Origin of the sequence: Oceanobacter sp. 3_MG-2023, assembly GCF_030688925.1 — a bacterium.
GTDB lineage: Bacteria > Pseudomonadota > Gammaproteobacteria > Pseudomonadales > Oceanobacteraceae > Oceanobacter.
The window spans coordinates 1-18,795 of record NZ_JAUYVX010000006.1; the positions used below are offsets into that span (position 1 = coordinate 1).

Consider the following 18,795-nt stretch of genomic DNA (forward strand, 5'->3'; position numbering starts at 1 on the left):
CCCCCCCCCCCCCCCCGCCCCCTCGCCCTCCCGCTGGCTCTGGATCTGTCTCTGTCTATGGCGCTGGCTCTGTCTCTGGCTCTGGCTCTGGCTCTGGCTCTGGCTCTGGCTCTGGCTCTGGCTCTGGCTCTGGCTCAACAGTATTGGTAGCGTCTGTCACGCTTGCCAATGGTTTTTCTGCACCAGATGCCATATCGAGGTCGGTTTCTGGATCCGTCGCATCCAGTGACGTATCACCGGTTGCGGTATCCGCTACGTCGGCACTGCGGTTTGGAGCCTGTATATCGGTAATACTTTCCAGTGATTCCCATACCCGTTGCAGGATATCGTCACCTGGGTTACGTGGGTTGTCGGTATAACGCTCAATAAAGTATTCAACACCGGACAACACATCGGCAAAGTGATCCAGAGTCGTCCAGTCTGAACGCGCTCCGGACTCAATCAGCTGTTCAATAAACGGGGCTGCGATATGCAATATTTCGGCAACCGCTGGCAGCGGCACCATACGCAGAGAGCCGGCAATCGAATGCAGCAATGCCGGAATATCGCGCAGTTCTTCGGTATTCCATTGATTGCCAACGTAAGCAATGATGGCGTCCTTGACCTGCTCCAGCACATTACGAGCTTCACGCAGAACGGCTTTCTGGGCGTCGGTCAGAGCATCGGACTCATCACCGCCAGCCAGATTGCCATCCCGGATCATTCCGGAGAGTGTTGCTTCAACAAACAGCAGCGCACCAGCGACATCGAACAGGGCGGTATTATCCAGCACTCCCTGTTGTTGCATGTTTTCCAGTACGGTCAGTTGTTCTTGTATCGCTTGCCGTGGCGCACCCAGCCCCAGCATACCCATGGTATCGCTGACCTGTTTGGCTGCGGTCAGTACCTCAGCCAACGGCTCAACCGTTGCACTGGGATCCCGCATGGCCAGATCCAGCTTGTCCTTGATCGAGGTAATCTCTTCGGCCAGAACGGTCAGAACCTGGCCAACGGTATCCCGATCAGGGCCGGAAAGGACATCACGCTCGTGCTGGATTTCGTCTTCGGTCGGCAGGGCAGAATCGAGCTGAAAGGATTCCCGTACCGCTGCAATCGCCTCACCCTTGATGGTGGTGCGAGCAACATAGAACAGCAGGTTTTTAACCAGTTCATCAGACGCAGCCTGATTCAGTACCTGCTCACCCTGGGTAATCAGGTCTTTCAGTATCTGGTCGAGTTCGCGTAACAGTTGCTTGGCACTGGCCGGCATATGCTGCTGGCCAATCAGCCATTCGCTGAACGCCATGGCAGGCTGCCAAACCACACCGGATGGGGTATGACCCAGCGCGTTATGCAACCGGCTGAAGACTTTCAGCAGATATTCCTTGGCAACTTCCGGCTTTTTGTTTTGCAGTAGCTGCGATGTCGCGGCCTGCAACATCTGCCGGACCTTGCGGATCCACTGCTGGAAATCGTCACGGCTGAAACGTGCCAGTTGGGCAGGTGTCAATACCGCCCGACGCTGCATACGTGGACTGAACAATGCGGTTTCAGACAGCAGGCTGTCACCGCGGGCTGAGCGTAATTCATTCAGAATAGGCAGCAGGACAACGGGCAGATCGCGCCGACCCACCTTGACGTGATCCAGATAATGAGGCAGCTGGATAATAGCCTGCATCAGGACTTCCAGCCCATCCCGTTCATTACGCAGCTGGCCATCAGCCAGTGCGGCCGCAACGGCTTCCATTTCTTCTGCCAACAGGGCGGCACCATAAAACTCCACCATCTGGAGTGTGCCATGAACCTGATGCAGGTAGCTGAAGCAGAATTTCAGTCTGCTGTTATCTGCGGGGTTTTCACCATAAGCTTCCAGTGATTGCTGAGCTTGCTGGAGTGTTTCCTGGATTTCCCCTTTCACCCATTCCAGGGCGATGTAATCCTGACTCATCGCCGTTTGCTCTCCCTGTTAGAATCATTTTGCTTACGGACAAAGGCTGTCAACTTGCCACCACGTACCGGGTCGACCAGAGGATTACTCCAGCCGACGATTTCACCAAGACCAATCACCAGAATTCCCCCTGGAACCAGCCGTTCAGCAAGGACATTAAGAATCTCCCGACGTCGCCAGCGGCGGAAATAAATCAGCACATTCTGACAGTAAATCACGTGCTGGGACTGTAGCGGAAATGCGGAAAGATTCAGTAGATTCACCTGAGTAAAGCAGCAACGCTGACGAACGCTATCAGTCACCTGCATATGACCGTCGTCAGTACGGAGACAGTATTGGTCGCGGAGGTCGTCCGCGATCCATCCAAGGGCAGACAACGGATATCTGGCATCTCGCGCCTTGCGTAACGCAAAGGTAGAGATATCAGTCCCAGTGACTGCGTATTGATGCTCGACAGGAGACAGGTACTTATCTGCAACCATACCCAAACTGTATGCTTCCTCTCCTGATGAGCAACCGACACTCCACATTTCGAGAGTTTGACCATCGTCCAGTGCCGTCGCCATTGTCTGAATATAATTTCCAACAAATTCAAAGGCATCGGGATCCCGAAAAAAGCGGGTTTCCTGCACGGTCAAACGGTCGACCAGAGTATTCCACTCAATCGCTCCGGTCGGGCCGTTCACAACCTTACTGTAATATTCGGAGTAATTACTGCACTCTATTTCACGCATCCGGATACCCAGGCTGGTCTGCAGAAAAGTCCGTCGTTGAACCGGCATACACATTCCTGTTCGCTCTTCCAGCAGAGCTTGCCAACGACCAAACTGGTCATCGCTAAGCTCTGGCATCGTGCTGACAACAGGACGACTCTGATGATTCATAAGGAGTCTTCAACCAGGACTGTGATTACAGTACCTGTTGTTGCTCCATATCCAGGTCCGCTTCTGGCAGTTTGAAGCCCGCCACAGATTCACGCAGTTTGTTCGCCATTTCTGCCAGGTTACCAATCGATTTCGCCGTGGCGGTGGTACCCGCCGATGTTTGCGAAGTAATTTCCTGAATAACGTTCATCGTATTGGAAATATGACCCGCAGACGAAGCCTGCTGACGTGCTGCGTTGGAGATGTTCTGAATCAGTTCCGCCAGGTTTTTCGATACGTTTTCAATCTCTTCCAGTGCCACACCGGCGTCTTGTGCCAGACGGGCACCACGTACCACCTCGGAAGTCGTCGTTTCCATCGAGATTACCGCTTCGTTGGTATCGTTCTGAATCGTTTTAACCAGTGCTTCAATCTGCTTGGTTGCAGCAGCTGAACGTTCCGCCAGCCGCTGCACCTCATCCGCAACTACCGCGAAGCCCCGACCGGCGTCACCGGCCATGGATGCCTGAATAGCGGCGTTCAACGACAGAATGTTGGTTTGGTCAGCAATATCGGTAATCAGGGAGATGATGTCACCAATCTCCTGTGAGGATTCACCCAGACGTTTGATCCGTTTGGAGGTTTCCTGAATCTGCTCACGGATGTTATCCATGCCGTTGATCGTTGCCTGTACAACTTCTGCACCCTTGTTGGCGATCGCTACCGACCGCTCCGCAACCGCAGAGGATTCCGAGGCGTTAGCCGATACCTGGTCAATGGACACCGCCATTTCGTTGATCGCCGCCGATGCACCGGCAATTTCTTGCGCCTGGTGTTCGGATGCTTCCGCCAGATGCATCGCCGTGGCCTGTGTTTCCTGGGCCGCTGACGATACCTGTACCGCTGTTTCGTTAATTGCCGATACCAGTGAGCGCATCTGGTCGATGGCGTAGTTGATGGAGTCAGCAATCGCCCCGGTAAAGTCTTCCGTTACCGTTGCTGATGCCGTCAAGTCACCATCCGCAAGGTCAGCAATTTCGTCCAGCAAACGCAGAATAGCCATCTGGTTCTGTTGGTTCTGGCTTTCTGTTTCTTCCAGGTCGCGACGGGTTGACTGGTAAGACAAGTAACCCAATGCAACCATCAGCATCGCGGCCAGTACCGCAGCACCGTATCCCAGTGCCTGCAGTACAGTCCGCTCATCGGCTTCTGTCAGAATGGTTTCGGTCAGCTCGGATGTCTGGTTCAGCAATATACCAGAGTTGGTAAAGATGCTGTCGGATGCCTCACGCACCTGGAACAGCTCTGGGGAAGTCTCAAGAATTTCGTCTACCGAACCGGATACAAACTCGAACAGTTCGGATACTTCGGAGAGTGCCAGTATCGCCTCGTCGTCGGTTACCTTGGAGATGTTCATCGCCACGTTGCCTTGCACCATGCCGTTCAGTACTCGACCGAACAACGAGGCATCCCGACCAAACGCATCGGCGGCCATTACCGCGTCTTCACCACCCGCCAATACCTTGTTAACCGAGCGCACAATACGTTCCGCCAGCCATGACTGACGCTGGGCAACTGCCACCTGATCGGCTGGAGCGCCGTTATCAAGCAGGATTTCTACAATTTCATCGTATTCCACTTGCAGCTGGGGAATCGTTTCAGACAGTGTTGCGGCAACTTCGTGCAAAGAGAGGATGATGTCCTGGGCACGTACAATCTGGTCAGCATTCTGGCTGACACTGTCCCAAACCTGTTGCACGTCGGTCATACTGGCCACTTCGGCAGGAGCCAGGCCCACTTCAGGGTTACCGTTTTTCAGGTAGTTCCAACGCACTTCAAAGTTGTCACGGGCAATCCGGAGCTGTTCAAACGCTTCCCGGTTACCGGATGCAGATTCCACGGCGTTGGTCGCCATCTGCTGCGACAGTACCCGCAACTCACCCGCATGCTCGATGTATTGCTCATCACGGTTTTGCAGGCTGTTCACATACACCGTAATACCAATAAACAGGCCAAGGGATGCGACCAGCAGCACTGCCAACACACCATTGACTCCATTCTTCAAAACCGTCGAAAAGACGTTACCAGCTTTCGAACTCATGCCCTTGTCTCCACACTTACTGCATGCATTATCCTGGCGCCCCGAATGGAGTCACCTCAGAACCCGGTCACACCGCGATCTGCATAAACTCCGGGGATTGAATCAGTTCGTCAATACGAAAAATTGACCAGATTTTCTCATTCCGGTCAAAACCATATTGGGTATATTTTGCCAGCGCCGGATCCACCTGAGTCAGTTCACTCATGGTATCCACCGGAAACTGTTGCATCCCCAACACCGCATCAACAAGCAAACCCGTCAGTACATCACCTTGTTCAATCACCAGCACTCGCCGGGAACGCCAGTTGGCTTTCCCTGTCAATCCCAACATACCGGCCAGATCCATAACCGGAACCAGGCGGCCACGCACATTGGCCACCCCCAGCACCCAGCTACGGACACCGGGTACCTTGGTCATTTTGGGAGGTTGCAAGATCTCTGCTACCTGTCCCATATCCGTTACAAACTCATGCCCCGCGAGCAAAAAACCGACCCCCCGCCAATACGTCACCGCCTCAAGTTGCTGAGGCAATTCCGAGGCGTTACGGCGGCTGCGGTCGGCAATACTGACAAGCAGGGCAAATGGGCTCATCGTTACTTGGCCATCACCGAGTTGATTTCAGACAGCAAGATGCTTTCTGACACTGGTTTGACCAGATAACCACAGGCACCCTGGCGCTTGCCCCACACCCGGTCAGTTTCCTGATCCTTGGTGGTAACAATAATGACCGGTATACCAGAGGTTTCCGCGTCTTTGGTTAGCTGTCGGGTTGCCTGAAAACCGTTTAAACCAGGCATAACAATATCCATTAGTACTACATCTGGCTTTTCCTGTTTTGCCAGTGCCACACCGTCCGCACCATTCTCTGCGGTAAGGACTTCATGACCATTTTTCTCCAGCATAGAACGAAATACTTCTGTTTCTGTTGGAGAATCATCTACTACCAGAATGCGAGCCATGCTTGGTACCCCTTAATGCTTCGCGTGCTTGTCTTATGATTTTACGTATTGCCGTATTGAACCCAGGAGCTCGTCTTTGCTGAACGGCTTCGTGAGATATTCGTCAGAACCTACGATGCGACCTTTGGCCTTGTCGAAAAGGCCGTCCTTACTAGACAGCATGATCACTGGAGTGGACTTGTATTTGGAATTGTTTTTTATCAGTGCACAAGTCTGATAACCATCCAGGCGCGGCATCATGATGTCGACAAAGATGATATTGGGGCTGGTGTCTGCGATTTTGGCGAGGGCATCAAAGCCATCGGTTGCCGTAATCACCTCACAGCCTACTTTTTTCAGCAGGGTCTCTGCCGTGCGACGAATGGTCTTGCTATCGTCAATGACCATCACTTTGATGTTTTGAAAGTTGTCGTCCATATTAGGGCCTTAACCATCCGATCGTTAATTGCTGTTTTCGGCCGCGACCGCATGCATATGACGTTACGGTGCACTTTTGTATCACACATTAATGTACCAAGCTATAAGGTTCCCATGTCAAAACTGTTTCACCGAATGGAGATCCAATTACGATAGAATCCAAATCAGACTCTTGTTTTGAGGAAAACAGAATGATCAGAAAGCTCGGGGTTGTCATGGATCCCATTAATGATATTAGTGTCAAGAAAGATACATCACTTGCCTTGCTGAATGCCGCACAGGAGCTTGGTTGTGAACTCTTTTACATGGAACAGGCCGATTTGTACATTGACGCAGGCCGTGCAATGGCACGAATGGCTCCACTTACTGTCAGCATGAACCCTGATCATTGGTTTGACCTTGGTGAATGGCAACACCAGCCGCTGTCCGATCTCGATATTATCCTAATGCGTAAAGATCCGCCTTTCGATGGCGAATTTATTTACAGCACCTATATTCTGGAATTGGCCGAACAAGCAGGTGTGCTTGTCGCCAACAAACCTCAAAGCCTGCGCGATTGTAATGAAAAAGTCTTTGCGACGCACTTTTCCGAGTTTATGAGCCCTACTCTGGTAACGCGCAGTGCCGAGCTGTTACGCCAGTTTCATCAACAACATCAGGACGTTATTTTCAAACCACTGGATGGCATGGGTGGCTCTTCGATCTTTCGCCTGAAGCATGACGACCCGAACGTCAGCGTTATCATCGAGACCCTGACCAATCATGGCCGCCAGCAAATCATGGCGCAAAAATTCATCCCGGATATTACCGAAGGTGACAAGCGGATCCTGATGATCGACGGGGAGCCGGTACCATACTGCCTGGCACGGATTCCAGCCAAAGGAGAAACCCGTGGCAACCTGGCCGCCGGTGGTCGTGGTGAAACCCGCCCCCTGTCGGATAACGACTGGGCCATCGCCAGACACATCGGCCCTGAGCTGAAAAAGCGGGGACTGTATTTTGTTGGTCTGGATGTCATTGGTAGCTGCCTGACAGAAATCAACGTCACCAGCCCTACCTGTGTGCGTGAAATCAGTCGTGATTCAGGTATCGATATCGCCGGTCAACTGATCGCCGCATTGCTGGCAAAACTCGACTGATTCACTGAATCAGCTCGTTTTTACCACTGTTGACCCCGGCAGGTGGACAAAAGCCGGGGATCAGCGCAGACTGCGTGCCTATTGCAATCCGCCCTTTAAACCGAAGCCGTTCTGCGACAGATACCTCATGCCTGCTGCCGTTGTCTCCAGTTCCGACCGTCTTTCTTTTGCCCTCTTTCTGGCATTGCTGCTGCATGCCATGATTGTGCTGGGTGTCAGCTTTCGCCCGGACGATCGCAGTAACCTGTCCAAAACCCTTGAAGTCACCCTGGCCAGCTATCGCAGTGACAAAGCGCCGGAAGAAGCAGACTTCCTCGCCCAGGAAAACCAGGAAGGCAGCGGCACCGAAGAGGAAGCCCGCATGCTGACCACCGACGTCGAAGCGCCGTTCCAAAGCAACGACATCACCCCGGCCTCGGTACAGAAGCAGGAAGTCTCGGCCCCCAAGGCCGTCGCCAACACCCCGGCCCGTATCACCACAACGGCCGCCAGCCCAAACCAGGCCGTCAGCAGTCCCGACAAACAACCGCCAGTGGAAGCCAAACCAGTACCGGAAGGGCCACCCAAAATGCTGCTGCAGCGCAGTCTGGAAATGGCCAGTCTCGAAGCCAAACTCGACAGTATGCGTCAGGCTTATGCCAAGCGTCCCCGGGTCCAGCGTCTGACCGCAGCCTCCACCATGAAGGCCAGCGACGCCTATTACGTCAACACCTGGCGTAGCAAAATTGAAAAGATGGGTACTCTCAACTACCCCAAAGAAGCGGAAAACTGCTTCGACAACTGCCGTTTGCGCGTACTGGTTTCCATCAATCCCAACGGCACCATCCATAATCTTGAGGTGCTGGAGTCCTCCGGCCGCAAGGTACTGGATGACGCCGCCTTGCGGATTGTGCGTATGTCGGCTCCTTTTGCCCCTTTCACGGAAGAAATGCGCAAGAATACCGATCTCCTGGAAATCATTCGTACCTGGCAATTCAAAGGTAACCGCTATCTGTCGGAAGGATCCTGATGCAAGAACTCAACAGCCTCGACAACCAGCTTCTGATTGCCATGCCACAGCTGCAGGGTAGCGAGTTTGACAGCGCCGTTATTTACCTCTGTGAACACGACCAGGAGGGGGCCATGGGGCTGGTATTAAACAAGCCTCTGGATATCGACTTTGCTGCCGTCTGCGAACAGCTCGACATTGCCCGTCATCAAGGCATCAATACCACCATGCTCAAAGGTGGCCCTGTCGGCACCGAGCAGGGATTTATCCTCCACCAGCAACCGGGCCAGTGGCAAGCCACCGAAGCCATCAGTGAATTTGCCCACTTGACGTCGTCCAAGGATATTCTGACCGCCATTGGCCTGGGAGTAGGGCCGGAAAACTACCGCCTGACCCTGGGCTATTCCGGCTGGGGACCAGGCCAACTGGATGAGGAAATTCTCGGCAACAGCTGGCTGACCGTCGACGCCGATGCCGAACTGCTGTTTGACACCCCTCCCGAAGCGCTTTACCAGACCGCACTGCAGCGCCTCGGCATTCGCAGCACAGCATTGACTGATCAGGTAGGTCACGCCTGATGAGTCATATTCCTGCTCGAGTCATGCAAGTCATGGCGTTTGATTTTGGCACCAAACGTATTGGTGTCGCCATTGGCCATCGCCTGACCGGCAGCAGTACGGCTTTAAACCCGGTCAAGGCCAACGATGGCGTCCCCAACTGGGATACACTCGCAGCCTTGGTCAGTGAGTGGCAACCCGATGCCTTTGTCGTTGGTCTGCCACTGAACATGGATGGCAGCCCTAGCGAGATGAGCACCCGGGCCGCCAAATTTGCCCGACGTCTGGAAGGACGTTTGCACAAACCTTCGTTTACCCATGACGAGCGCCTGACCAGCTACGAAGCCAAGGGCATTGTCATTGCCGATAGCGGTGAACGAGACTTCGGCCGCCACTCAGTGGATGGGCTGGCCGCACAATTGATTCTTGAAAGCTGGATGGGCGAGCACCCTCGCCCTGACGACGAGCAGTAACAGGGAGAAGCCCCATGCAATTACCGGATATTCAGCTCGCTTGCAGCACTCTGGCCACTCGCCTGGACAGCCACTTGCAGCAACACAAGATAAACCAGCCATTATTTATTGGCATCCGCACCGGTGGCGTCTGGATAGCGGAGCGCCTGCACCAGCAACTGCAGCCATCAGAGCCACTTTACAGCCTGGATATCAGCTTTTATCGGGATGATTTCACTCACCACGGTTTACATCCCGAAGTCAAAGGCTCGGAATTACCCGATACCATCGAAGACCGCCACGTTATTCTGATCGACGACGTTATCATGAGCGGCCGCACTGTACGGGCCGCCATCAACGAGCTGTTTGACTACGGCCGTCCGGCCAGCATTACCCTGGTTGCCCTGTTTGATATCGGTCGGCGCGAGCTGCCTATTCAGCCCGATGTGTACGCAGCCCGTTTGACACTTGAAGAAGGTCAGCTGATCAAGCTCAGCGGCCCGGAGCCATTGGCCATCAGCCTGCTCTGACACCAGTATTCGGGGTGCCTCGGCACCCTATCGGTTTGGTTACAACACACATGGTTCTCCTATGACAACTGATCCCAGCCAGCTTCAGCTCACCGCCGACGGCAGGCTAAAACACTTCCTCACCACCGAAGGCCTCAGCCGGGCATTACTGACTGAAATCCTCGACACCGCCGACTCCTTTATCAGCACCCAGGAACGGGCCGTCAAAAAGGTCCCGCTGCTGCGCGGCAAAACCGTGGTCAACCTGTTTTTTGAAAACAGCACCCGCACCCGTTCGACCTTCGAACTGGCGGCAACCCGGCTGTCTGCTGATATTCTCAACCTCGACATCCAGCGTTCCGCGACCGCCAAGGGCGAAACCTTGATGGATACGCTCTGGAACCTGGAAGCCATGTACAGCGACATGTTTGTGGTGCGTCATGCCGATTCCGGTGCCGCCCATTTTATCGCTGAACAGGTAACCCCCAACGTTGCCATCATCAATGCCGGGGACGGCCGCCACGCGCACCCGACCCAGGCCATGCTCGACATGCTGACCATCCGTCGTCACAAGCATCAGATTGCCGGTCAGATTGTTGCCATTGTTGGCGACATATTGCATTCCCGCGTTGCCCGCTCCCAGATCCATGCCTTGCTGGCTCTGGGTGCAGCGGAAGTTCGTGTGGTCGGCCCCGCCACCTTGCTACCCAAAGACATCGAGTCTCTGGGGGCCAAAGCGTATTACGACCTTAATCTGGCGCTGCGGGATTGCGACGTAGTGATCATGCTGCGGCTGCAAAAAGAGCGTATGCAAAATGCCTTGTTGCCCAGCGAGGGGGAGTTTTTCAAGCTTTACGGCCTGACTACGGAAAAACTGGCACTAGCCAAACCCGATGCCATCGTTATGCACCCCGGCCCCATCAACCGTGGTGTCGAGATTGAATCTGCGGTTGCCGACGGCCCTCAATCCGTCATTCTCAACCAGGTCAGTTACGGTATCGCCGTGCGCATGGCGGTGATGGCCATGGCCATGAGCGGCCAACAAGCCAGCCAGCAAGCGGCCCAGCAACCAGTTGAAGGGGATACCGAATGAAATATCTGCATATTCGTGATGCCCGTGTCATTGCACCGGCACAACAACTCGATGACGTCTGTGATTTGTATCTGGCCGAGGGGCAACTCCGGGCTATTGGCGAAAAACCGGCCGGTGGCACGATCGAATCCACCCTCGACGCCCAAGGCAACTGGTTAGTACCCGGTTTTATCGACCTCAGCAGCTATCTCAATGAGCCGGGTTATACCCAGCGCGGCACCATTGCCAGCGAAACCCGGGCTGCCGCTGCCGCCGGATTCAGCCATGTCTGCGCCCAGCCACTTACCCGTCCGGTAGCCGACAGCCCGGCGGTGATCCAGCTGATGCAGGACAAAGCCAGCAGCGCCGGATATTCGCGGTTATTGCCACTGGGAGCACTCACTCAGGGGCTGGAGGGCGAACAACTGGCCAATATGGTCAGCTTGCGTAACGCCGGTTGTATCGCCCTGAGCAACGCCCGTCAGCCAATCAAGGACAGCTACGTCTTGCGACGATTAATGGAATACGCCGCCACCTACGACATTTTGCTGTTTTTGTCCGCTGATGATGCCGCATTGTCCAATGGCGGTGTGATGCACGAAGGCCCGACCGCCACACGACTGGGCCTGGCCGGCATTCCGGAAACCGCCGAAACCATCGCGCTGGCGCAAATCCTGCTGTTGATCGAACAAACCGGCGTTCGCGCTCATATCAGCCAGATCAGCTGCGCCCGCAGTGTCAGTATGCTGCGGGAAGCTCGCCAGCGTGGATTACAGGTCAGCGCCGACGTCGCCATCGCCAATCTCTGTTACACCGACGCCCAGGTCAACGGCTACGACAGCCGCTACCACCTGCTGCCGTCGTTACGCAGCGAAGCAGACCGGCAGGCACTGCTGGCAGCGGTCAACGCTGGCGAACTGGCGATTTGCTCCAACCATCAACCGCACGAAATTGTCGCGAAAAAAGCCCCATTTGCCGAATCCGCCGCCGGCATGGCGCTGTACGCTCCGTTTATTGGCTTACTGCTGCAGCGGGTTAACGATGGCGAACTGACACTCAATGCCGCCTTGTCGGCACTGAGTACTCTCCCGGCGGCAACCCTCGGTTTACACTCCGGGTTTGCAGAAGGCCAACGCTTTAATGCCAGCCTGATCAACCCGGAACAAACCGATGCATACGGTCGCAGCGGGCAAGTGATCGCTACCTTTGTGGATGGCTTCAAGGTCTACCAACAACCATCCTGAGTTCTCTCTCTGGCACTGATCACACAATGCCTGCGCTCCGGTTTCAGCCTCTGTATTCCGATACCGGGGCTGAAATCTACCCGTCTATGTAAAGTCAGTGCGAATAGATCTCAGCAGTCAAGACAGCCTGCACAGGCAGTGTATAATGCCTGCAAATTCGAGATACAGAACCCGCGTGCCAGTGCATCGCTCTCTGAGTCATCAGAGCAGATCCAGACACTGGCTACGCCCGTAAGCAGATAGCCATTACCCATGATAAATCTGAGTTACCGCCTGCCATCGTTACCGCTTCTGACCGCCATGTTACTGGCCGTATTGGCGCTCAGCGGTTGTGGTCAGAAAGGCCCTCTGTATCTGCCCGACCAACCTGATACGGAAACGACTCCCTAATATGTCAGCCTTTACTTACCTGCAGGGCAGCCTGCACGCCGAACTTGTCGACCTCGCCGGTCTTGCCGAACAGTACGGCACGCCCTTGTACGTCTATTCCCGTCAGGCTCTGGAACAGCAGTACCAGGCCTACGATGATGCGCTGGGTGAATGGCCACATCAGGTCTGTTTTGCGGTCAAAGCCAACTCCAACATCGCCGTACTGAATGTACTGGCACGACTCGGAGCCGGTTTTGATATTGTCAGCCTGGGTGAACTGGAACGGGCACTGGCCGCCGGTGGCGACCCTGCCCGGATGGTGTTTTCCGGGGTTGGCAAACAAGCCGTCGAAATGCGCCGGGCACTGGCAGTCGGCGTTGGCTGCTTCAATCTTGAATCAGAGGACGAGCTCGAACGCCTGAACGACGTTGCTACTGACATGGGTCTGGTCGCCAAGGTCTCGGTTCGTGTCAATCCGGACGTTGACGCACAGACACACCCTTATATCTCGACGGGGCTGAAAGACAACAAATTCGGCATCGACATTGAACGCGCTCCGGCCGTGTATCAACGCGCCACCAGCCTGCCCGGCATTCAGGTCGTTGGTGTCGACTGTCATATTGGCAGCCAGCTGACCTCAATTGATCCATTTATGGATGCCATCGACCGCCTGCTGGCGCTGATTGATGAGCTGGCCGACCTGGGTATCACCATCCAGCATCTCGATCTGGGTGGCGGTTTGGGCGTTTGTTACCGCGACGAACAACCTGCCAGCCCGGCCACCTATGTGGCCGCCGTCAAAGAGCGCCTGGCCGGACGTTCACTGAAACTGATTTTTGAGCCGGGCCGTTCCATTTGCGCCAATGCCGGTGTTTTCCTGACCCGGGTTGAGTACCTCAAACTCAATGAGCACAAGAATTTTGCCATCATTGACGGGGCAATGAACGACCTGATCCGACCGTCCTTGTACTCCGCCTGGCAAGACATCAAGCCTGTTGCAGAAACCAGCAGCGCCATCGAACGCCGTTATGATCTGGTTGGCCCGGTTTGTGAAACCGGTGACTTTCTGGGCAAAGACCGCGATCTGGCCCTGCAACAAGGCGATCTGTTGGCAGTGATGTCTGCGGGAGCCTATGGCTTTGTCATGGCCTCCAACTACAACAGCCGTGGCCGCCCGGCAGAGATCATGGTCGATGACGAGCAGGCGTATCTGATTCGCCGCCGCGAGACCATCGAACAGCTGTTCGAAGATGAGAATCTGCTGCCGGTGGATTCATGAGAGTCAAATTCAGCAAGATGCACGGCCTCGGTAACGACTTTGTGGTAATCGATCTGGTGACTCAAACCGGCCGAATCCGCCCCGAGCGAGTCCGGGAACTGTCCGATCGCCACTTTGGTATTGGCTTCGATCAGTTACTGGTGGTCGAACGCCCCAGTCGGCCCGATGTCGACTTCCGCTATCGCATCTACAATGCCGATGGCAGTGAAGTCGAGAATTGCGGCAATGGTGCCCGCTGCTTTGCCCGTTTTGTTAACGAGCAAATGCTCACCGGCAAACAGGATATTCGGGTCGAAACCGCCAACGGTATTATCGAGCTACATCTGACCAACGAGGGTCAGGTGATGGTGGATATGGGCCCGGCGATTCTGACACCGGCCGACATTCCGATGATCGCTGAACAGTTCATGCCCGAATATCAACGCCATGTTGCCGGTATTGGTGACGTGCGCTTCGGTGCCGTGTCCATGGGGAATCCCCATGCCGTGATCCGGGTCAACGACCTCGATAACGCTCCGGTACAGCAGTGGGGACCGATCATTGAATCCTGCGAATACTTCCCCAACCGGGTCAATGTCGGCTTTATGCAGGTCATCAATAGCCACGCCATTCGCTTGCGGGTATTCGAGCGAGGAAGTGGTGAAACTCTGGCCTGTGGCACCGGTGCTTGCGCGGCGGTGGTATCCGGGCAGTTACGTGGCTGGCTCGAACCGGGCGTGACGGTATCGTTACCGGGTGGCGAGCTGACGATTGACTGGGATGGTAAATCCAGCGTCCGCATGACCGGGCCAGCCGTGACGGTTTATGATGGTCGGGTTAACCTCTGATTCCCCCAACCATTGACGCTGAACAACGCTTCTGACAGAACAAGGTAAGGACCGCATGAGCCAGCAACCCCGACTCACCGACGCCGATGTCGCACAGTACCTGGAAGATCATCCCGAATTTTTTGTCGGCAAGGATGAGCTGTTATCCCATTTGCGTATTCCTCATGAAGCTCACGGAGCGACCAGCCTGATCGAGCGTCAGGTCCAGGTGCATCGGGATCGTAATATCGAGCTACGCCAGCGCATGTCTGACCTGCTCGAAAATGCCCGCCGGAACGACCAGCTGTTCGAAAAAACCCGGCGGCTGGTGCTGGCCCTGATCGAAGCCAACAGCTGGCTGGCGCTCCATACCGCACTGGATGACTCATTGCGTAATGATTTTGGCGTCAACGCCTGGGCCATGCTGCACTTTACCGAGCGACAGCTGGAGCGACCACTGATCGCGGTGCGTAATCAGGAACATCAGCGTAATATCCAGCGGCTGTTCAAAGGCCATCGCGCCATTTGTGGCCAGCTGCCCAAGGCCGATATGGCCGCCTTGTTGAGGCTCGATACCACCGATATGGAATCCATCGCTGCCGCCCAGATTCGGGGCCAGGACAACCATGGCCTGCTGGTACTGGCCAGTCAGGATGGTAATTACTACCGTACTTCCATGGATACCCTGTTTCTGGATTATCTCTGTGACGTACTGGCCTTGCGCTTACAGCAAACGCCGGTTAACCGTTAAACAATAAGGCAATGCTTTGGCTCTGAAACTGATCACCCTCGATCTCGACGATACCCTCTGGCACACCGCCCCGGTGATGCAACGCGCCGAGCAAGCCTGCTATGACTGGATATGCGCCCAATGCCCCGGGTTTGCCGACCTTTACAGCCGGGACGGCCTGCGCCAGTACAAATCAGAATTGGCCGAATGCTACCCGTCATTGCAGCATCAGATATCCAGGCTACGCTTCGAAACCCTGCGCCGGGCAGCCTTGCAAACCGGCTGTGACAGCAGCACGGCCCATGATCTTGCCAGTGCCGCCTTTGAGGTGTTCTCCCAGGAGCGCAGCACGCTGGAATTGTTTGCCGGTGCCGAAACCATGTTGCAACAATTGTCGGCACGTTGGCCCTTGATCGCCGCCACCAATGGCAACGCTGATCTTGAGCGTGTGGGTATTCATCATTATTTCAGCGCTCACCTGAACGCCGAAACCGTTGGAGCAGCCAAACCACAGGGAGATATTTTCTTGGCGGCCCTGGCTCACGCCGGTGTCGAAGCGCACGAATGCTTACATATTGGCGATCATCCGCATCACGATATCGACGCAGCCCGAACGGTGGGTTTACATACGTTGTGGGTCAATCTGGACAACCGTATCTGGCCGGATACCTTTAGCCCGCCGACCCTGCAAGTCCGCACGCTGTCTGAAGTCGTTGAGCTGATTCAGCGCTGGCAGCAGCCATAACAACCAACAACAACGCCACAGACAAACCCGGCAACATATGGCTCTGCCGCCAACCAGGGAGCCATCCCTCAGATTGGACGACGGCCGTAACTGGTTTGCGGCTTGCGCGGCGGGTCTGCCATCATCCGGTCTTCTACCTTTTGAATTTGGCCGCCGCCAGACAAAAAGGCTTCGACATCACTGGCCAGCGCTTGCTGGCGTTGCTTGTGTGCAGCATCACTCTGCTTGAGTTCGCTACCGTCATCTGCCGGTCTTTCAAAATGATCATCAGACATTTGAATCCCCTCTTGTTAACTGCTCCCCATTGCATATAGACCACTCGGGCAGCCTTAGCGCGGTACGATACAATTATTTACACGCCATGGCTCTCTAAACCAAACGGTTCTGCGGTTTCCCTCCAGCGTGCCCGGATACAATGCAAGTCTGGCGCTGGATGCTGTATTTGCGAATACGACGGTACAAGGTTGGTCTGGACACCTTCATCACCCGGGCCACGGCACTGAGATTCCAGTCATGCTGATCCAGTAACCCCACCAATGCCTGTCCTTCTGCATTCAGTGATGGATGGCTCGCCGATTCAGAACGGGACACCGCAGCCGAAGGTACTGCACCGGTTGTCATCATCGATCTGCTCAGCACATGACTAGTCTCCCGCGCACCAGCGACAGAAGCAGATTGATCACTGTGAAGAAGCTCCGGCAGATCCGCCAGCGTAATAACATCATCACAGCTATTGGCTTCTGCAAAGGCCAGTACGTTGACCAGCTCACGAACATTGCCAGGCCAGGCGTAGGCTAACAAAGCGCTGATCACATCCGCCCGCAAGCGCAATTCCGGCCGTTGTAATTTTTGTTTCAGTTCTGCCAGTAAAGCACGTATCAAAAATTCCCTGTCAGCCCGTTGCCGCAGTGGTGGCAGAGTCAGCGTCGCGCCATTCAAGCGATAATATAAATCGGCCCGGAATTCGTTACGTTCAATCATGGCCTGAATATTATGATGAGTTGCGGCGATGATACGACAATCAACGAAAACCGCCTCATCAGCCCCCAACGGCGTGACTTCGCCTTCGGCCAGCACGCGCAACAAGCGAGTTTGTAACTGCAAGGGCATATCGCCGATTTCATCCAGAAACAAGGTGCCGCCATCGGCTTGCTGCACCAGCCCTTTGGTACCCTTGCTGCGTCCGCCGGTAAAGGCTCCTGCGCGGTAGCCAAACAGTTCACTTTCAATCAAAGATTCCGGTATGGCGGCACAATTCAGCGCGACAAAGGGCTTGTTGCGGCGGTGGCTGCTGGCGTGAATCGCATTGGCCAGCATATCTTTACCCGTTCCGGTTTCTCCCAGAATCAACAAATTGACATCACGCTGACGCAAACGCTTAGCCTGTTCGAGGGTTTTACGCATGGCCGCATCATCACCGGCCAGACAGTCCAACTCCGGCACCCTCTCAAGTGGCCGACTGACATCCACGGGTGCCGGGCCAGTTGCCACCGAGATGCAGGGACGCTTGGGTTCTATCAAGGTGCCGAACACCGTTTGTCCACTCGAGGCCAGATGGAAGGCTTGTACGCCATCGCCACGAGTCTGGTTAATGGCCAGAATATCGTCCCAGTCACTGTCCATCAGCTCCGGCAAACCCACAGGATTATCGGCCAGCAATAAACGTCCGGCGGTATTGGCTGCGATAATTTCACCTGTGTCATCCAGCGCAAACAACACCCGACCATTAAGAGCAACAAACTCCCGTGAGTCGTCACAACGAAACACCAGATGACGACGATAACGGCGCAGAAAGTAAGCATCTTCAATCATATGTGCGTACAGCTGGGTCAAATGCAAGGCAAACATCTGGCTGTCCCGCGCTGCCGGAGAATTCAGCGCAGAGATATCCAGCACCGCAATCAACTCACCGGAAGGGCCAAAGATCGGGGCAGCAGTACAGGTCAGGCCAATATGGGCACCGTCAAAATGATCCCCCCGATGGCAAGTCAGCGCTGCCTGCTCCTGAATACAGGTACCCACCGCGCAGGTACCGGCATAACTTTCATCCCAGTCAGCACCCAGATACAACCCCGCCCGCCGCAAGTGGTCATCAAGATGGCGCTCACCATGAAACTGAACCGTTACGCCACGGTGATCGGTCAATAGCAAGACATAGCCCATCCCGTGAATACTGGCGTAAAGCTGGTTAACCCCGGCACGCGCAACGGCCAGCAGTTCATCAGCCGCCTCTTGATGCTCCTTCAGGATAGACCGAGTCACAATCCGGGCAGACTGTTGACGTCCGGGCTGCAACCCATATTGCTGCAAACAGCGTTGCCAAGAGCGGCCGATCATATCGGCGTCAGCAGACTCTGGTGGCCGCCGGGCGAATTCAGTAATCGCTTGGGTATGAGCACGGGCGCAGATCGCATCGGTTGAGCAGGTCATATGTTCAGGCACCTATATCCATCCTTGCCGCCTGGCGGCCAATACTTATTGTTATCAGGTCAATCAGTCTAAAGAGACTATGTAGTGGCTGTCACAGGCCCATTCGTTCCACTTTCGTTCAGCGTTACAACTGTAATGTGACCACTGCAGCTGTATCGTTTTCGGCGTTACAGCTGTTTCACAGCTTGCCTCCAGTACCGCTACAGA

20 protein-coding genes are annotated in these 18,795 nt (G+C 55.0%); 12 read left to right on the forward strand and 8 right to left on the reverse strand.

The window, feature by feature from the left end:
- Nucleotides 1-55: 55 nt before the first annotated feature.
- The 6 genes from Q8W32_RS06965 to pilG all read right to left on the reverse strand — a co-directional run bounded on the left by Q8W32_RS06965 (nt 56) and on the right by pilG (nt 6,268).
- On the reverse strand, nt 56-1,927 hold the full coding sequence (locus Q8W32_RS06965; RefSeq protein ID WP_305414304.1) for an Hpt domain-containing protein: 1,872 nt from the start codon (nt 1,925-1,927) through the stop codon (nt 56-58).
- Nucleotides 1,924-2,811 carry a protein-glutamate O-methyltransferase CheR gene (locus tag Q8W32_RS06970; protein WP_305414305.1) on the reverse strand — a complete coding sequence of 296 codons (888 nt, stop codon included), beginning with the start codon at nt 2,809-2,811 and terminating at the stop codon, nt 1,924-1,926. Before Q8W32_RS06970 ends, Q8W32_RS06965 begins: the two co-directional genes overlap by 4 nt.
- A gap of 25 nt (nt 2,812-2,836) precedes the next feature.
- The gene (locus Q8W32_RS06975; RefSeq protein ID WP_305414307.1) at nt 2,837-4,891 is read right to left on the reverse strand and encodes a methyl-accepting chemotaxis protein; all 2,055 of its coding nucleotides are present in this window, start codon (nt 4,889-4,891) and stop codon (nt 2,837-2,839) included.
- Nucleotides 4,892-4,958: 67 nt separating this feature from the next.
- Nucleotides 4,959-5,483, reverse strand: a complete 525-nt coding sequence (locus tag Q8W32_RS06980) for a chemotaxis protein CheW (protein WP_303432909.1) — start codon at nt 5,481-5,483, stop codon at nt 4,959-4,961.
- Nucleotides 5,484-5,485: 2 nt separating this feature from the next.
- Nucleotides 5,486-5,851 (reverse strand): twitching motility response regulator PilH, encoded by a 366-nt coding sequence (pilH, locus tag Q8W32_RS06985; RefSeq protein WP_303432907.1) that lies wholly within the window; start codon nt 5,849-5,851, stop codon nt 5,486-5,488.
- Nucleotides 5,852-5,884: 33 nt separating this feature from the next.
- On the reverse strand, nt 5,885-6,268 hold the full coding sequence (pilG, locus tag Q8W32_RS06990; protein ID WP_303432905.1) for a twitching motility response regulator PilG: 384 nt from the start codon (nt 6,266-6,268) through the stop codon (nt 5,885-5,887).
- A 191-nt stretch (nt 6,269-6,459) separates the two neighbouring features.
- Between pilG and gshB the strand changes: the two genes are divergently transcribed.
- The 12 genes from gshB (at nt 6,460) to Q8W32_RS07050 (ending at nt 16,158) form a co-directional block, all read left to right on the forward strand.
- Nucleotides 6,460-7,407: a glutathione synthase gene (gene gshB, locus Q8W32_RS06995; protein WP_303432903.1), complete on the forward strand. Its 948-nt coding sequence runs from the start codon at nt 6,460-6,462 to the stop codon at nt 7,405-7,407.
- Between the two features lie 127 nt (nt 7,408-7,534).
- Nucleotides 7,535-8,416, forward strand: coding sequence for an energy transducer TonB (locus Q8W32_RS07000; protein WP_303432901.1), 882 nt, complete (start codon nt 7,535-7,537; stop codon nt 8,414-8,416).
- Nucleotides 8,416-8,973 carry a YqgE/AlgH family protein gene (locus Q8W32_RS07005; RefSeq protein ID WP_303432899.1) on the forward strand — a complete coding sequence of 186 codons (558 nt, stop codon included), beginning with the start codon at nt 8,416-8,418 and terminating at the stop codon, nt 8,971-8,973. Before Q8W32_RS07000 ends, Q8W32_RS07005 begins: the two co-directional genes overlap by 1 nt.
- A complete protein-coding gene (ruvX, locus tag Q8W32_RS07010) occupies nt 8,973-9,425 on the forward strand; it encodes a Holliday junction resolvase RuvX (protein ID WP_303432897.1) in 453 nt (150 codons plus the stop codon). The genes Q8W32_RS07005 and ruvX overlap by 1 nt, the downstream gene beginning before the upstream one ends.
- A 14-nt stretch (nt 9,426-9,439) precedes the next feature.
- Entirely contained in the window at nt 9,440-9,934 is a 495-nt protein-coding gene (pyrR, locus tag Q8W32_RS07015) for a bifunctional pyr operon transcriptional regulator/uracil phosphoribosyltransferase PyrR (RefSeq protein WP_303432895.1), read from the forward strand.
- Between the two features lie 61 nt (nt 9,935-9,995).
- Complete coding sequence (locus Q8W32_RS07020; protein ID WP_303432894.1) at nt 9,996-11,006, forward strand: aspartate carbamoyltransferase catalytic subunit; 1,011 nt, start codon at nt 9,996-9,998, stop codon at nt 11,004-11,006.
- A complete protein-coding gene (locus tag Q8W32_RS07025) occupies nt 11,003-12,229 on the forward strand; it encodes a dihydroorotase (protein ID WP_303432893.1) in 1,227 nt (408 codons plus the stop codon). The genes Q8W32_RS07020 and Q8W32_RS07025 overlap by 4 nt, the downstream gene beginning before the upstream one ends.
- Before the next feature lie 300 nt (nt 12,230-12,529).
- Nucleotides 12,530-12,619, forward strand: coding sequence for a lipoprotein (locus tag Q8W32_RS07030; RefSeq protein WP_305414462.1), 90 nt, complete (start codon nt 12,530-12,532; stop codon nt 12,617-12,619).
- Between the two features lies 1 nt (nt 12,620).
- The gene (lysA, locus tag Q8W32_RS07035) at nt 12,621-13,877 is read left to right on the forward strand and encodes a diaminopimelate decarboxylase (RefSeq protein WP_305414309.1); all 1,257 of its coding nucleotides are present in this window, start codon (nt 12,621-12,623) and stop codon (nt 13,875-13,877) included.
- Entirely contained in the window at nt 13,874-14,704 is an 831-nt protein-coding gene (dapF, locus tag Q8W32_RS07040) for a diaminopimelate epimerase (protein ID WP_303432890.1), read from the forward strand. The genes lysA and dapF overlap by 4 nt, the downstream gene beginning before the upstream one ends.
- Nucleotides 14,705-14,759: 55 nt before the next feature.
- Complete coding sequence (locus Q8W32_RS07045; protein WP_303432889.1) at nt 14,760-15,434, forward strand: DUF484 family protein; 675 nt, start codon at nt 14,760-14,762, stop codon at nt 15,432-15,434.
- Nucleotides 15,435-15,450: 16 nt separating this feature from the next.
- A complete protein-coding gene (locus Q8W32_RS07050; RefSeq protein ID WP_305414311.1) occupies nt 15,451-16,158 on the forward strand; it encodes an HAD family hydrolase in 708 nt (235 codons plus the stop codon).
- 68 nt (nt 16,159-16,226) lie between these two features.
- Here the strand turns inward: Q8W32_RS07050 and Q8W32_RS07055 are convergent, their stop codons facing one another.
- Both Q8W32_RS07055 and Q8W32_RS07060 read right to left on the reverse strand, forming a co-directional pair.
- On the reverse strand, nt 16,227-16,433 hold the full coding sequence (locus tag Q8W32_RS07055; RefSeq protein WP_303432885.1) for a hypothetical protein: 207 nt from the start codon (nt 16,431-16,433) through the stop codon (nt 16,227-16,229).
- A gap of 94 nt (nt 16,434-16,527) precedes the next feature.
- A complete protein-coding gene (locus Q8W32_RS07060) occupies nt 16,528-18,600 on the reverse strand; it encodes a sigma-54-dependent Fis family transcriptional regulator (protein ID WP_305414312.1) in 2,073 nt (690 codons plus the stop codon).
- Nucleotides 18,601-18,795: the final 195 nt, after the last annotated feature.